Genomic DNA, 14,712 nt, shown 5'->3' on the forward strand with positions numbered 1-14,712 from the left:
CGGCAATCGGCCGCAGTTGTCCGTTCTGGTTGCAGCAATTGCCTTGCGCGGGAAAGCGGGTGGCGTATTCAATGACGCCGCCCGGCCCGGCGCCCGCCATCTCGGCTGTCCGGTCACCGGTTTCATCGGAGCGGGAAGGACAGGACGTGCCGGAGACTGGAAGCAAACCCCCGATACGCACCTCGGCCGCCGTGGTCGTCGTGGTGGCTCTGGCACTGGCGCTGTTCTCGCTCAGTACTGTCGAGACGCTGCCCGTCGGTCTGCTCCCGTTGATCGCGGAGGATCTGGGGGTCTCCGAGACGGAGGCCGGCCGGCTGGTGACCGGGTACGGCATCGTGGTGGCGGTCGCCTCGGTGCCGCTGACCCATCTGGTCAGACGGGTGCCGCGACGGGCCCTGCTGGCCTGGCTGCTGGTCCTGTTCGTGCTGGCGAACCTCGTCTCCGCCGCCACTCCCGGCTACTGGGTGCTGTTCGCGGCGCGGATCACCGTCGCGCTCACCCACTCGGTGTTCTGGTCGATCGTCGCGGCGACCGCCGCCGGTCTCTTCTCCGCCGAGGTACGCGGGCGGGTGATCGCCGGGCTGTTCTCCGGTCTCTCGCTGGCCGGTGTGGTGGGTGTCCCGGCCGGCACCTGGGTGGGCCAGCAGAGCGGCTGGCGGGTGCCCTTCCTGGTGATGAGCGGTTTCGGCTTCCTCGCCCTGTTGGCGGTGGTCACGCTGCTGCCGTCCACGGTCGGGGAGGAGGGGCATGCCACCAGCGGCACCGAACCCAGCCGCCGCCGGTTCGTGGTGCTGATGGCGGCGACCGCCCTGGTGATCTGCGGCGTCTTCGCCGGGTACACCTACATCACCGTCTTCCTCACCGAGGTGACCGGCTTCTCCAGGGCGGCCGTGGCCCCGCTGCTGCTGGCCTCGGGTATCGCCGGCATCGCCGGCACCGCCCTGGCCGGCGCCGTGGTGGACCACCGGCCCCGCGGCACGCTGGTGCTGGCCGTGGCCCTGCTGGCGGCCGCGATGCTCGGCCTGTACGCGTTCGGCGGCACGGCCTTCTTGGCCGTCTGTCTGATCGCCTTGCTGGGTTTCGCCATCTCCTCGATGACCACGGCACTGCAGAACCGGATCCTCCATGTGGCGCCCGGCAGCACTGAGATGGCCTCGGCCACCGGCTCCGCGGTCTTCAACGTCGGTATCGCGGGCGGCTCCTTCCTCGGCGGTCTCCTGCTGGCCACCGGTCCCGGCGTACGAGGCACGATGCTCGTCGGCGGCCTGCTCGGAGCCTGCGCGGTGGCGGTCCTGCTCGCCGAGCCCTGGGCCGCCCGGCACGAGACACTCCGCGCCGCCACCCGGGAACCGGCACAGGAGGCGGCCTGGTTCGACGGGGACCGTCACGGTCACCCGGGGCACGCTGCCGCCGCGGACAGGGCCGAGCGCCACCAGCGCGTACAGGGCCGTGCCGAAGGGCAGGCCGAGCAGACCGAGCGGAACGAGGCAGCGGCCGAAGTGGCCGAGGGCCGCCACCAGCCGCGGTGACATGCCCTGCACGGTCAGCACGACCAGGATGACCACCGTGACGACGAGCCCGGCGAGGGTCATCATGCCGCCGTCGATCGCGGCGAGCGTGGCCTGGGCGGTCGCGTCACAGTTCAGCCCGACGGTGGGGCAGATGCCGTTCCCACCGCGGCAGCGACCAGCCCAGCAGCGCGACTGCCCCCACCAACAGGAGGGCCGCGCCGAGGGTGCGGGTCCGCCGGGCGCGCTGGCTGCCAAGGCTGCGGTGTGGCGGACGGGTGCGTACGACCCGGCTCGGGGACGGCGGCCCGGGCGGTGTCACAGGCGTGGGCGCAGAGGGCTGGCTGGCGGGGAACCATGCCGGTGCCAGGCGGTGGTCTGCGCGACACGGCCGGGCGGACGCGCGGAGTTCTGCGTGCTCATCGGCCTCCTCGGTGCGCGCAGTGACTGGTTCGCCCAGTGACTTTCGCCCAGTGACCTTCGCCTAGTGACTTACGAGTGTCCGACGGAGCTGGGGCGGCGGCGAGCCCGGGCGGACGGCCCGCGCGCCTGGGACGCGGACATCACCGTGCGCTGGAACCAGCGCGGCGCTCGGCGCTGAACGACACGACCCTGCACACCAGCGGGCAGTTCGCGGTCCGCTCGGCATGCTGCTGCTGGTCGGCATGCTGGGCCTGGCCGAGGCGTTCGTCCTCGACATCCTCCTCGGCGCTTCGCCGCCGGTGCCTCACCAGGCTCGTCCTGCACGACGCCTCGCCCACGCACGGCGTGACACATCTGCGTGATCTTCCGTTCGAGCATGGGGAGTTCGGCATGGACGTTGGTGATGCCGTAGTCGCCGCCCGCCTGTCCGCCGCACAGCCACCGAGGCCAGGCCGGTGTCGGCCCAGCGCAGGGTGACGACCCGGTGGGGGTACACGGGTTCGGCATCTCTGGGCGAGACGGGGCGTCAAGACGGTGGGATCTCGTACGTCCCGTGGTCAACACTGGCCGCTGGCTTCGGCGCCCCATGGCCCGTAAGTCCCTGAAGCCGCTCTGCCGCCCAAGTCGCCGGAGCTGACACCGGATCGGCCGGGACGAAGGTGCGACGCCCGGTCCGCGGGCGGAGCAGGAGTTGGTCGTGCGAGACCCCTTGACCCGATGCGGTGGAAACCTTAACTTTCTGGCACTTGCTGAAAGTTACTGCAATGTTTTGCGGAGTGTGGCGGCGTGTTACGTCCGAGGCCGCGCCTCCTCGACCCCACCTTTGGAGCGCCTCATGAGCCCTACCGCACCTGCCCCAAGACGGACGTCTGCCGTTCTGGCCGGCGCCGGTCTGATCCTCGCTCTGACCACCGCCCTCACCGCGCCCGCCCAGCCGGCGGCGGCGGCGCCGACCGCCAACGGCAACAAGAAGGTCACCGCCGTCCTGTTCGAGTGGAACTTCGACTCGATCGCCCGCGAGTGCACGCGCACCCTCGGTCCCAAGGGCTACGGCTACGTTCAGGTCTCCCCGCCGCAGGAGCGCATCCAGGGGAGTGCGTGGTGGACCGCCTACCAGCCGGTCAGCTACAAGATCCAGGGACCGCTCGGCGACCGTGACTCCTTCCGGAACATGGTCGACACCTGCCACGGCGCCGGTGTGAAGGTCGTCGTCGATGCCGTGCTGAACCACATGACGTCCGGCTCCGGTACCGGCACCGCCGGCACGCAGTACGGCAAGTACCACTACCCCGGCACCTACTCGGACGCGGACTTCCACGGCTGCCGCCGCCCCATCGGCAGCAACTACGCCGACCGCTACAACGTCCAGGAGTGCGAGCTCGGCGAGACGGGACAGCCCTCGCTCGCGGACCTCGACACCAGCAGCGACCATGTCCGCGGCAAGATCGCCGGGTACCTCAACGACCTGCTGTCGCTGGGCGTCGACGGCTTCCGCATGGACGCCGTCAAGCACACAGCCGCCGGTGACCTCGCCGCCATCCGCAGCAAGCTCACCGACAAGAGCGTTCACTGGATGCAGGAAGCCATCCACGGCGCGGGCGAAGCCGTCTCGCCCAACGAGTACCTGGCAACCGGCGACGTCCAGGAGTTCCGCTACACCACCGACCTCAAGCGGATCCTGACCAACGAGAAGCTGTCCTACCTCAAGAACTTCGGTGAGGCATGGGGCTACATGCCCTCCGGGCAGAGCGGCTCCATGGTCGCCAACCACGACACCGAGCGCAACGGATCCAGCCTGAGCTACCGCGACGGCGCGAACTACACGCTCGCCCACGTCTTCATGCTCGCCCACCCGTACGGTGCTCCGTCCGTCCACTCCGGATACGAGTTCAGCAACCGGGACGCCGGTGCCCCCAACGGGGGCAATGTCACCGCCTGTCACAGTGATGGCTGGAGCTGCCAGCACGCCTGGCGCCAGATCGCCAACATGGTGGCCTTCCGCAACGCCTCCGAGGGAACCGGCCTCACCAACTGGTGGGACAACGGCAACAACGCCGTGGCCTTCGGGCGAGGCAGTAAGGCGTTCGTCGCGATCAACCACGAGGGCGGCTCACTCACCCAGACCTTCCAGACCTCGCTCCCGGCCGGCACGTACTGCGACGTCCAGCACGGCGACCCGACCGCGAGCGGCGGATGCACCGGCACGACGTACACCGTCGGCACGGACGGCAAGTTCACCGCCACCATCGGGAGCAACGACGCCGTCGCCCTGCACGTCGGCGCGACGGTCGGGGACCAGCAGGGTGACAACACGGCCACCGTCTACTACAGCACGGACAAGAACTGGACGGCCTATAAGCTCCACTACGCCCCCACCGGCGGCACCTGGACCACCTCACCCGGTGTCACCATGGAGAGCGCGTGCACGGGCTGGGTGAGGAAGAGCATCGCCCTCGGCTCGGCCAACGGCCTCAAGGCAGCCTTCAACAACGGCTCCGGCACCTGGGACAACAACAACGGCGCCGACTACGCCCTCGGCACCGGCGACATCACGGTCAAGAACGGCACCGTCGGCACCGGCAACCCCTGTGAAGTCCGGCAGACCGAGCCCGGGGCGACCTTCGCGGCCACCGCCACCACCGTCCCCGGCCAGAACATCTACGTCGTCGGGAACCACGCCGCCCTCGGCAACTGGGTGCCCGCAGCGGCCCTCAAGCTCGACGCCGCCGCCTACCCGGTGTGGAAGCTCGACGTGAAGCTGCCCCCGGGAACGTCCTTCGAGTACAAGTACCTCCGCAAGGACGCCTCCGGCAACGTCACATGGGAGAGCGGTGCCAACCGCACGGCCACCGTCCCCGCCGACGGCAAGGTCACGCTGAACGACACCTGGCGCAACTGACCTGCTGTCACGTGGCGGGGTACCGGCAAGACGCCGGTACCCCGCCGAGGTCGAGGACCTGACTGCCCGTATCGAGAAGGCCGGGGCCCGGAGATCGAGACCATGTCGGGGGTGTGCTGGTGGTGCGGGATCATGCCCTGCGCGAAGTCGACATCTGATCATTGTGAGCACCGGCGGTGTCCTGTCGTCCAGGGCTGAACCGTGCAGGTCTCCATCGCCGTGCTGCCGGCAAGGCCCCGCAGCACGTCCTGCCACGAAGGGGCCTCCCTGCTCCACGACATGAGCCGCCGGCCGCGTCGCGGCGTCATGCTGCCGGGGGAAGGTGTTCGTCGCGAGGCCTGTTCCGCAGGGCACGCCAGGTGTGCTCCGTCAGGAGGACCGTGGAGGCGGTGAGGAGGCAGACGGCCCACTGGGCGGTGTCCAGGGCGACGGTGTCGAAAACGCCCTGGGCCAGGGGCACTTGCACCGCGGTGATCTGCAGAGCGAGGACGGTGGCAAGGCAGATCCACAGGGTTCGGTTGCGCAGTTGGTGACGGCCGACGACCGGGCCGGTCTCGCTGCGGGCGGCCAGAGCGTTGCAGAGCTGGAAGAGGACGAAGGTGGTGAACGCCATCGTGGTGGCGGTCGGGGTGTCTGTGAGGTGGCGGGCGGCGGCGAAGACGGCCACGGTGCCCGCGGCCATGACGGTGCCGGCGCGGACGACGGCTGTCAGGCGCCGGGTGTCGAGGATGCGTTCGGCGGGTGAGCGCGGCGGGCGGTGCATCACGTCGTCGGTGGGCGGGTCGACGCCCAGTGCCATGGCGGGCGGTCCGTCCATGATGATGTTGACCCAGAGCAGTTGGATCGCCGACAGGGGGGCGGGCAGCCCGGCCAGCACGGTGGCGAGCAGAGTGAGGACGGCGCCGATGTTGGTCGACAGCTGGAAGCGGACGAAGGTGACGATGTTGTCGTAGATCGACCGGCCCTCGCGCATCGCACGCACCAGGGTGGAGAAGTCGTCGTCCGTCAGCACCACGTCCGCGGCCTCCTTGGCGACGTCGGTGCCGGTGACGCCCATGGCGACGCCGATGTGGGCGGCGCGCAGGGCGGCGGCGTCGTTGACCCCGTCGCCCGTCATGGCCACGATGTGACCGCGCCGGGTGAGGGTGCGGACGATGGCGACCTTGTGTTCGGGAGCGACGCGGGCGAAGACGGCGATGTCCTCGATGCGCTCCGTCAGGTCCTGCTCGCTCATCGCGGCCAGTTCGGCGCCGGTGACGACGTCTCCGGTGATGCCCAGCTCGCCGGCGATCGCGGTTGCTGTGTCGGCGTGGTCCCCGGTGATCATCTTGACGTGGACTCCGGCGGCCCGGGCCACCGCGACGGCTTGGCGGGCCTGGGGACGTGGCGGGTCGGCGATGCCGACGATCGCGGTGAGGGTCAGCCCGGTCGGCTCCAGCGGCTCCCATCGGTCCTTGACGGTGGTGGCGGCACCCAGCACGCGCAGGCCCGCGCTCCCCATCCGGCGGGCGACGGCGGTGATCTCCCGGCGGTGCTCAGCGGTGAGGGGTGCCGGGCCGTCGTCGGTGAGGACGTGCGTGCAGCGGTCCAGAAGGACCTCGACGGCTCCCTTGGCGTGGACGTGCTTGGTTCCGTCGGTGCCGCTGTGGAAGGTCGCCATGTACTTCGCGGCCGGATCGAAGGGGACTTCGCCGGTACGGGGTGTCCGGCCGATCAGCGCCGGGTCGAGGCCCGTCTTCGCGGCGAGGACGAGCAGGGCGGCCTCGGTGGGATCGCCGATGACACCGTCCGCGGTGAGGCGGGCGTCGTTGCACAGGGCGAACGGCAGGACGGCGTCGCGCAGGTCCGGGGCGTCGTGCCCGTCGGTCTGCCGGAGGGCGCCGTCGCCGCCGTAGCCCTCACCGCTCACCTCGTAGCGGCGCCCGGCGGTCCACAGGGCCCGGGCGGTCATCTCGTTGAGGGTGAGGGTGCCGGTCTTGTCGCTGCAGACCACGGTCGCGGAACCGAGTGCCTCCACAGAGGCCAGACGCTTCACGACGGCCCCGCGGCGGGCCATGCGGTGGACACCCAGGGCGAGGGTGAGCGCGAGGACGGCCGGCAGACCCTCGGGGATGGCCGCGACGGCCAGCGCCACCGCCCGCAGAGCCAGGTCGGCAGGCTCCTCGCCGCGGACGAGCGCCGCGAGCGCGTAGGCGGCCACTGCGACGCCACTGATCAGGGCCAGGCGCCGGCCGAGGCTGTCCATCTGCACCTGCAGCGGGCTCGGCGGATCCCCGCCCGTCCGCAGTTCGTCGGCGATGGCGCCGACCTCGGTGCGCATACCGGTGGCGGTGACGATCATCTCGGCACGGCCACGGGTCAGCGCGGTGTTCATGAACAGCATGCCGGTGCGTTCGGCGACGCCCACGGCGTCGACGCCGGCGGTCACGCCCGGTGCGGCCGTCTTCGCGACCGGATGCGACTCGCCGGTGAGCGCGGCCTCGGCGGCCTCGACGGACTCGGCCACCAGCAGACGCCCGTCGGCCGGGACCCGGTCACCGGCCTCCAGCAGGACGACATCACCGGGAACCAGCGTACGGGCCGGCACCGTGGTGACCTCGCCGTCGCGGCGCACCCGGGCGATCGGGACCAGCATGCTGCGCAGCGCCTCCAGGCTGCGCTCGGCGCGACGCTCCTGTACGTAACCGACGACAGCGTTGACCAGCAGGACGACGGTGATGACGAGGGCGTCCTTGACCTCGCCGACGACGCCGGCGACGACAGCGGCGGCGAGCAGGATGCCGATCAGCCAGCTGCGGAACTGGTCCAGCAGGCGCAGCCATTGCGGCCTGCGGGCCGGTGCGGCGAGTTCGTTGGTGCCGCAGGCGACGGCCCGCTCCTGGGCGTCCGCCGACGTCAGGCCGGTGGCCGGATCCACGCCGAGCATGCCTGCGACGTCCACGGTCGGCCGCAGGTGGGCGTCCGCCACGTGGTGCGCCGGCGGGACGGGGACGGTGGTCTGCCGGGACACGGTCACTCCTTGCCGCGGACGACGGCCACGGGGCAGTGGGCGTGGTGCAGCAGTGCCTGGCTGACCGAGCCCAGCAGCAGCCCGGTGAACCCGTCGCGGCCCCGTGCGCCCGCCACGACCAGCTGAGCGTCCCGGCTGGCGTCGAGCAGGGCGTTGCGGACCCGCGAGCGCACCAGACGCAGCTCCACGGGGACTTGCGGGTAGGCCGTACGGCAGCGGGCCACCGCCTCCTCCAGGAGGTGCTGTTCGGCCTCGCGGAGCCGGTCGGCGTCGGCCACGACGGCGGTCAGCGGGTCGCCGGGACCCTCGTAGGCGCGCTCGCTCCAGGTGTTCCACACGTGCAGCGCCACGAGCGGCGCCCCCCGCAGGGCGGCCTCGGCGAACGCGAACTCCACCGCCGCCTCGCCGGCCAGGGAGCCGTCCACGGCGAGCAGTACCGGTCCGGCGGGGTCCGGACGGCCGCGGACCACCATCAGCGGGCAGTGGCCGTGGGCAGCCAGGTGCACCGCCGTGGAACCGAGCAGCAGCCCGGAGAACCCGGACAGGCCCCGACTGCCCACCACCGCCAGAGTGGCGGACCGCGACTCGATCCCCAGCACCTCGACGGGGTCACCCGACACCACCGAGCGAGTGACTTCGACGCCGGGCGCGGCCTCGTGCGCCCGCACCTCCGCCCGGGCCACTTCCCCCCGCACCATCGGCTCCGGACCGGAGCCGCCCGCACCCCGCGGCGCCGCCAGGGACGGCGGATGCGCCGACGGGCGCCCGAAGGCGTGGACGATGCGCAGCGGCGCGCCCCGCAGGAGGGCCTCCGAGGCCGCCACGTCCACGGCCGCGAGGCTCGAGGTGGAGCCGTCCACCCCCACGATCACCGGATCACTCACTGCGTTGTCCCCTTCCTGAGGGCCACCGATGTGGCCGCTGTGGTTTCCGAGCCTCGAACACGGCCGTCACGGCGGACAGAGGCCGACCAGGCCACGCCCCGCGCCAGTCGGCCCTGCCCCGGCCCGCCGGACCTACCCGGCCTGCCAGGCGCGGTGCACGGACTGCGGTGGACGGGCGCAGTGCACGGACTGCGGTGGACGGGCGGGGTGGCCGGGGCACCCTCCCCAGGCCCCCGGGCCACCGCCTCGACCGCTCCCTGCCGTGAGCAGGCCCTCTCAGTGAGGCCCGCCCCCGCCCCGCACCACCGCGACCGGGCAGTGCGCGTGGTGCACCAGGGCCTGACTGACCGACCCCAGCAGCAGGCCGGCGAAACCGCCCCGGCCGCGGGCGCCGACCACCATCAGCTGGGCGGAGCGGCTGGCCCCGATCAGCGCCTCCCGCGTGCGGCCGTGCACGACCTGGTGCTCCACCACGACGTCCGGGTAGCGCTCCCGATGGCCGGCGAGCGCCTCGGCCAGCAGCCGCCGCTCCGCCTCGGCGAGAGCGCCGGGCGGGTTGGCGTACGGCATCGCGGGGTCCTGCGGAGGGGGCAGCGGAGCGTTCCAGTCGGTGTAGGCGTGCAACGCCAGCAGGGGCGCCTTGCGCAGTGCGGCCTCCGCGAAGGCGAAGCCCACGGCTTGTGCCCCCGCGGTCGAGCCGTCCACGCCCAGCACGACCGGACCGGCGTCCTGCGGGTGCTCGCGCACCACGAGCACCGGGCACCGGCCGTGCGCCGCCAGGTGGACCGCCGTCGAGCCGACCAGCAGCCCCACGAAGCCCCCCATGCCCCGGGAGCCGACCACCACCAGCTCCGCCGCGCGTGACTGGGCCTCCAGGACCGTCAGCGGCTCACCGGTCACCACGACATGACTGACGTCGATGTCGGGCGCCGTCCCCCGGGCCCGCTCCACCGCCTCGGCCACCAGTTGGTCGACCATGTTCCGCATCCCGCCCTCCGGCGGACCCAGCGGCGACGGCCCCAGGGGAACATGCATCGCGGGCCACAGGTACGCGTGCACCACCCGCAGCCCCGCCCCGCGCAACCGCGCCTCCCGCGCTGCCGCCTCCACCGCCGTCAGGCTCGACGCCGAACCGTCCACGCCGACGACCACCAGACCGCTCATGATGTCTCCTCTTCGCCAGGACCTCCCGGTCACGCCCAGCCTCAGCCCGGCCGCCCTCGCCGGTCATGGGGCCGGGCAGGCCGCGAGGAGGGCCGAAGGGCCCACGGCGAAGGGGCCGCAGGGCGCGAGGAGGGGTTCCCGGCGGCCCTCCCCGGACGGCCGGCGCACGACGAGCATCGTCAGTGCAGCCGCCTGCCGCATCCGGCGGGTGATGCCCTGGACGAAGCGGAGGCAGTGATGACGGTGGCACCCCAGGCAGAAGCGGCCCGGACGGGCGGGGACGCACCAGCGCAGGCGTGGCGCGGGTTCACCGGGACACGGTGGCGCGCACACACCGACGTGCGCGACTTCATCCAGGCCAACTACACGGCCTACGAGGGAGAGGCGGCGTTCCTGGCCGGCCCGACCGAGCGCACGCTCGAGGTCTGGCGCAAGGTCGGCGCTCTGTTCCCGGAGGAGCGGCGCAAGGGCGTCCTGGACGTCGACGCCGCCACCCCCTCCACCATCATCTCCCACGGGCCCGGCTACATCGACCGGGACCGCGAGCTGATCGTGGGCCTGCAGACGGACGCGCCGCTCAAGCGCGCGATCATGCCGAACGGCGGGCTGAGGATGGTGGAGAACAGCCTGGCCGCCTACGGCTACGCACCGGACCCGTTCGTGACGAAGGTCTTCGGCACCTACCGTAAGACCCACAACGACGGCGTCTTCGACGCGTACACCCCCCAGATGCGGGCCGCCCGCAGGGCCGGGATCATCACCGGACTGCCGGACGCCTACGGCCGCGGCCGGATCATCGGCGACTACCGGCGCGTCGCGCTGTACGGCACCGACCGGCTGATCGCGGCCAAGCGCGCCGAGCGGGCCCTGCTGGACGCGCGGCCCTCCACCGCCAACGTGATCCGCGACCGCGAGGAACTGGCCGAACAGATTCGCGCGCTCGGCGAACTGGCCGACATGGCCGCCTCCTACGGCTGCGACGTCACCCGCCCCGCCGCCACCGCCCACGAGGCCGTGCAGTGGCTGTACCTCGGCTTCCTGGCGGCGGTGAAGGAGCAGAACGGCGCCGCGATGTCGCTGGGCCGCACCTCCACCTTCCTGGACGTGTACCTCCAGCGCGACCTGGACGAGGGGACCATCGACGAGACCCGCGCCCAGGAGCTGGTCGACGACTTCGTGATCAAGCTGCGGATCGTACGGTTCCTGCGCACCCCCGAGTACGACGCGCTGTTCTCCGGGGACCCGACCTGGGTGACCGAGTCCATCGGAGGCATCGGCGCCGACGGCCGCCCGCTGGTCACCCGCACCTCCTTCCGCTTCCTGCAGACCCTCTACAACCTGGGCCCGGCCCCGGAGCCCAACCTGACCGTGCTGTGGTCCCCGCGGCTGCCCGAGGGGTTCAAGCGGTTCTGCGCCCAGGTCTCCATCGACACCAGCAGCATCCAGTACGAGTCGGACGACCTCATGCGTCCGCGCACCGGCGACGACACCGCGATCGCCTGCTGCGTCTCGGCCATGGCGGTCGGCAGGCAGATGCAGTTCTTCGGCGCGCGGGTCAACCTCGCCAAGGCGCTGCTGTACGCGGTCAACGGCGGCCGGGACGAGATGACCGGCGAACAGATCGCACCTGCGACGCCCCCGCTGACGGGTGAGTACCTCGACTACGAGGAGCTGTCGGCGGCGTACGACCGTACGCTCGACTGGCTGGCCGAGACGTACGTCGACACCCTGAACGTCATCCACTACATGCACGACAAGTACGCCTACGAGCGCATCGAGATGGCGCTGCACGACCACCCGGTGCACCGGTTCATGGCCTGCGGCATCGCCGGCCTGTCGGTCGCCGTGGACAGCCTGTCCGCCGTGAAGCACGCCCGCGTGAAGGTCTTCCGGGACGCCACCGGACTCGCCGTCGACTTCCGCACCGAAGGAGACTTCCCCGCGTACGGCAACAACGACGACCGCGCCGACGCCCTCGCCGTCGGCCTGGTGGAGTCCTTCATGGCGAAGGTGTGCAAGAACCCCGCCTACCGGGACGCCGAGCACACCCAGTCGGTGCTGACCATCACGTCGAACGTCGTGTACGGCAAGCACACCGGCAACACCCCCGACGGCCGGCGGGCCGGGCAGCCCTTCGCGCCCGGTGCCAACCCGATGAACGGCCGCGACCGGCACGGCATGGTCGCCTCGGCGCTGTCGGTGGCCAAGCTGCCCTACGAGGCCGCCCGCGACGGCATCTCCCTCACCTCCACCGTCACCCCCGAGGGCCTCGGCCACGACCCGGACGAGCGGGCCGCGAACCTGGCCGGCATCCTCGACGCCTACATGGCCGGCGGCGGCTTCCACATGAACGTCAACGTGCTGAACCGCGCGACGCTCGAGGACGCCATGGAACACCCCGAGAAGTATCCGGAGCTGACCATCCGCGTCTCCGGATACGCCGTCAACTTCGTCCGTCTGACCCGCGAGCAGCAGCTCGACGTGATCAGCCGCACCTTCCACGGAGCACTGTGAAGACCACCACCGGGCCGGTGACGGGCCGCGTCCACTCCTGGGACCTGTCCACGGGAGTGGACGGCCCCGGCACCCGGTTCGTGCTGTTCCTCAGCGGCTGCCCGCTGCGCTGCCTGTACTGCGCCAACCCGGACACCTGGCACATGCGCGACGGCCGGGCGACCACCGTCGACGACGTGATGGCGGAGATCGGCAGGTACCGGTCCTTCGTCAGCACGGCGGGCGGGGGAGTGACCCTCACCGGCGGCGAGCCGCTGCTCCAGCCCGCGTTCACCACGGCGGTGCTGCACCGCTGCAAGGAACTCGGCCTGCACACCGCGCTGGACACCTCCGGCTTCCTCGGCGCCCGCGCGAGCGACGGACTGCTCGCCGACACCGATCTGGTGCTCCTCGACATCAAGTCCTTCGACGTCGGCGCCTACCGCAGGCTCACCGGCGGCTCTCTCGCCCCCACCCTGAGCTTCGCCACCCGGCTGGACCGGCTCGGTGTCCCGGTCCACATCCGTTACGTCCTCGTCCCCGGCTGGACCGACGACCCCGAAGCCGTTGACGGCCTCGGCGGCTTCCTGGCCGGACTCGGCAACGTCGACCGGGTCGACGTCCTGCCGTTCCACAAGCTCGGCGCCCACAAGTACGAGGCCCTCGGCCTGCCCTTCCCGCTGCGCGACACCCCGACCCCCGGCCGGGAGCTGACCGAGCGGGTGCGCGAGCAGTTCCGCGAGCACGGACTGAGGGCCCTGTGAGCCCCGCCGAAGGAGGACCCTCCATGTCCCGTACCGTCACCGTCGGCGTCGACGGCTCCCCCGAATCCCTCGCCGCGGCCCACTGGGCGGCCCGTGAAGCCGAGCTGCGGGCGGCCGGGCTGCGTCTCGTGCACGCCGGTGACCAGCCGCCGCACGCGTACACCCCTTTCGGCGGCGAGAGCGTGCCGTCACCCGGCACCGACCTGTGCGCCCGGATGCTCGGGGAGGTCGCGGCCGTCCTGAGACACCGTCATCCCGCCCTGCGGATCACCGCCGAACAGATCGCCGGACAGCCCGCGCGGGTGCTGCCGGCCGCGGCCGGCGACGCCGAGCTGCTGGTGCTCGGGTCACGGGGCCTGGGCGCGGCGGCCGGTGTTCTGCTGGGCTCGGTGGCCTGCGCCGTAGTGGCCCGCGCCGTCCGGCCCGTGGTGCTGGTGCACCCGGACACCGGCGCGGGCGGCCGCCGGGCGCCGGCTCGTCCCGCCGTGCCGCACCGGCAGGTCGTCCTCGGCCTCGATCTGCACCGGCCCCACGACGCCGTGCTCGCGTTCGCCTTCGACGCCGCCTCCCGCCGGGCGGCCGAGCTGCGCGTGGTGCACGGCTGGAGCCGACCGGCGCACCTGGGCGTCGCCGCCGACGGCACGGGCGGCACACCGGCCGACCGACTGAGGGACAGGCTCACCGAGACGCTGCGTCCCTGGCGGGAGAAGTACCCGGACGTGGAGGTGACGCACGAGGCGGTCGTCGGCCGGCCGGGCTCGCATCTGGTCGACGCCTCGCACGGCGCATCGCTGGTCGTCGTCGGGCGCAAGTGCCGTCAGGGCACGCTCGGTCCGCACCTCGGCCCGGTCGCCCACGAGGTCCTGCACCTCGCCGCGGCACCCGTCGCGGTGGTCGCCCACGACTGACTCCCGGACGCGACCGCGCGGCCCTTCGACAACGCCGGGGGACCGAGGAGTCCCCACCCCCAGCGTTCGTCGCGCCGACGGCCCGGCCCCGACCTCCGCTACGCGTCCGAGGGCCGGGCAGCGACCGGCTCGTCCGCGACGGTCAGCCGGATGCCGGTGACCAGGTCGGGGCGGATGCGGACCGCGTAGTCCATGGTCTGCTGCACCCAGGGGTGCAGCAGCGCCCGGTAGCGGGCCAGTTCCTTCCGGTCGGTGATCAGGCGGGCGTAGCCGGTGACGACCACACTCCAGCCCAGGTGAGTGCCGGGGTCGATGGCGTCGGCCTCGTAGGCGACGACGACGGCCGAGCCGTCGGTGTGCCGTGCGCGCGAGGTCAGTGCGGAGCCCGCATGCGTACGGATGACGATGTCCCCGTCGTCCAGGACGTGATTGACCGGCCGGATCATGGGAAGCGCATGCTGGGTGAAGACGATCCTGCCCAGGGAGACGCTGCCCAGTAGCCTGAGGGCTTCCACGGTGTCGAGCTCCACACTCTGTCGTGGTCCGACGGCGGAGGCCGGCGCGTTGTCGGCGGTCATGGCGTTCCCTACGGGGTCGTGGCTCGCGGCCTGGGTCTTCGAGGGCGCGGCCTGCCCTGGGGCGCGGACGGCCGGCTGCGA

The 14,712-nt window shown here is 72.1% G+C and carries 10 protein-coding genes; 6 read left to right on the forward strand and 4 right to left on the reverse strand.

Annotated elements, in window-relative coordinates:
• Positions 1-146: 146 nt before the first annotated feature.
• From ACSU6M_RS33135 to ACSU6M_RS33145, 3 genes are all read left to right on the forward strand, one after another.
• On the forward strand, positions 147-1,529 hold the full coding sequence (locus ACSU6M_RS33135) for an MFS transporter (RefSeq protein WP_437074824.1): 1,383 nt from the start codon (positions 147-149) through the stop codon (positions 1,527-1,529).
• Between the two features lie 626 nt (positions 1,530-2,155).
• Complete coding sequence (locus ACSU6M_RS33140) at positions 2,156-2,293, forward strand: hypothetical protein (RefSeq protein WP_437074825.1); 138 nt, start codon at positions 2,156-2,158, stop codon at positions 2,291-2,293.
• Positions 2,294-2,766: 473 nt separating this feature from the next.
• Positions 2,767-4,830: a carbohydrate binding domain-containing protein gene (locus tag ACSU6M_RS33145; RefSeq protein ID WP_437074826.1), complete on the forward strand. Its 2,064-nt coding sequence runs from the start codon at positions 2,767-2,769 to the stop codon at positions 4,828-4,830.
• Positions 4,831-5,134: 304 nt separating this feature from the next.
• On the opposite strand, the gene ACSU6M_RS33150 is transcribed toward ACSU6M_RS33145, so the two are convergent.
• From ACSU6M_RS33150 to ACSU6M_RS33160, 3 genes are all read right to left on the reverse strand, one after another.
• Positions 5,135-7,840, reverse strand: a complete 2,706-nt coding sequence (locus ACSU6M_RS33150; RefSeq protein ID WP_437074827.1) for a cation-translocating P-type ATPase — start codon at positions 7,838-7,840, stop codon at positions 5,135-5,137.
• A gap of 2 nt (positions 7,841-7,842) precedes the next feature.
• A complete protein-coding gene (locus ACSU6M_RS33155) occupies positions 7,843-8,724 on the reverse strand; it encodes a universal stress protein (protein WP_437074829.1) in 882 nt (293 codons plus the stop codon).
• 276 nt (positions 8,725-9,000) lie between these two features.
• A complete protein-coding gene (locus ACSU6M_RS33160) occupies positions 9,001-9,888 on the reverse strand; it encodes a universal stress protein (RefSeq protein ID WP_437074831.1) in 888 nt (295 codons plus the stop codon).
• Positions 9,889-10,125: 237 nt separating this feature from the next.
• On the opposite strand from ACSU6M_RS33160, the gene pflB reads away from it, so the two are divergent.
• Genes pflB through ACSU6M_RS33175 form a run of 3 tightly spaced genes read left to right on the forward strand, consistent with a single transcriptional unit; the run spans position 10,126 to position 14,053 of the window.
• Positions 10,126-12,402, forward strand: coding sequence for a formate C-acetyltransferase (gene pflB / locus ACSU6M_RS33165; protein ID WP_437074832.1), 2,277 nt, complete (start codon positions 10,126-10,128; stop codon positions 12,400-12,402).
• Positions 12,399-13,145 carry a pyruvate formate-lyase-activating protein gene (pflA, locus tag ACSU6M_RS33170; protein ID WP_437074833.1) on the forward strand — a complete coding sequence of 249 codons (747 nt, stop codon included), beginning with the start codon at positions 12,399-12,401 and terminating at the stop codon, positions 13,143-13,145. Before pflB ends, pflA begins: the two co-directional genes overlap by 4 nt.
• A 23-nt stretch (positions 13,146-13,168) precedes the next feature.
• On the forward strand, positions 13,169-14,053 hold the full coding sequence (locus tag ACSU6M_RS33175) for a universal stress protein (protein ID WP_437074835.1): 885 nt from the start codon (positions 13,169-13,171) through the stop codon (positions 14,051-14,053).
• A 98-nt stretch (positions 14,054-14,151) separates the two neighbouring features.
• Here the strand turns inward: ACSU6M_RS33175 and ACSU6M_RS33180 are convergent, their stop codons facing one another.
• Positions 14,152-14,631, reverse strand: a complete 480-nt coding sequence (locus ACSU6M_RS33180; protein WP_437074837.1) for a pyridoxamine 5'-phosphate oxidase family protein — start codon at positions 14,629-14,631, stop codon at positions 14,152-14,154.
• Positions 14,632-14,712: the final 81 nt, after the last annotated feature.

The organism is Streptomyces sp. enrichment culture, assembly GCF_964272895.1.
Classification (GTDB): Bacteria; Actinomycetota; Actinomycetes; order Streptomycetales; family Streptomycetaceae; genus Streptomyces.

Bases quoted from the DNA above. Each gene is read 5' to 3' on its own strand.
- ACSU6M_RS33140 (WP_437074825.1), top strand. From the start codon at position 2,156: ATGCTGCTGCTGGTCGGCATGCTGGGCCTGGCCGAGGCGTTCGTCCTC.
- ACSU6M_RS33145 (WP_437074826.1), top strand. From the start codon at position 2,767: ATGAGCCCTACCGCACCTGCCCCAAGACGGACGTCTGCCGTTCTGGCC.
- ACSU6M_RS33160 (WP_437074831.1), bottom strand. From the start codon at position 9,888: ATGAGCGGTCTGGTGGTCGTCGGCGTGGACGGTTCGGCGTCGAGCCTG.
- pflB (WP_437074832.1), top strand. From the start codon at position 10,126: ATGACGGTGGCACCCCAGGCAGAAGCGGCCCGGACGGGCGGGGACGCA.
- ACSU6M_RS33175 (WP_437074835.1), top strand. From the start codon at position 13,169: ATGTCCCGTACCGTCACCGTCGGCGTCGACGGCTCCCCCGAATCCCTC.
- ACSU6M_RS33180 (WP_437074837.1), bottom strand. From the start codon at position 14,631: ATGACCGCCGACAACGCGCCGGCCTCCGCCGTCGGACCACGACAGAGT.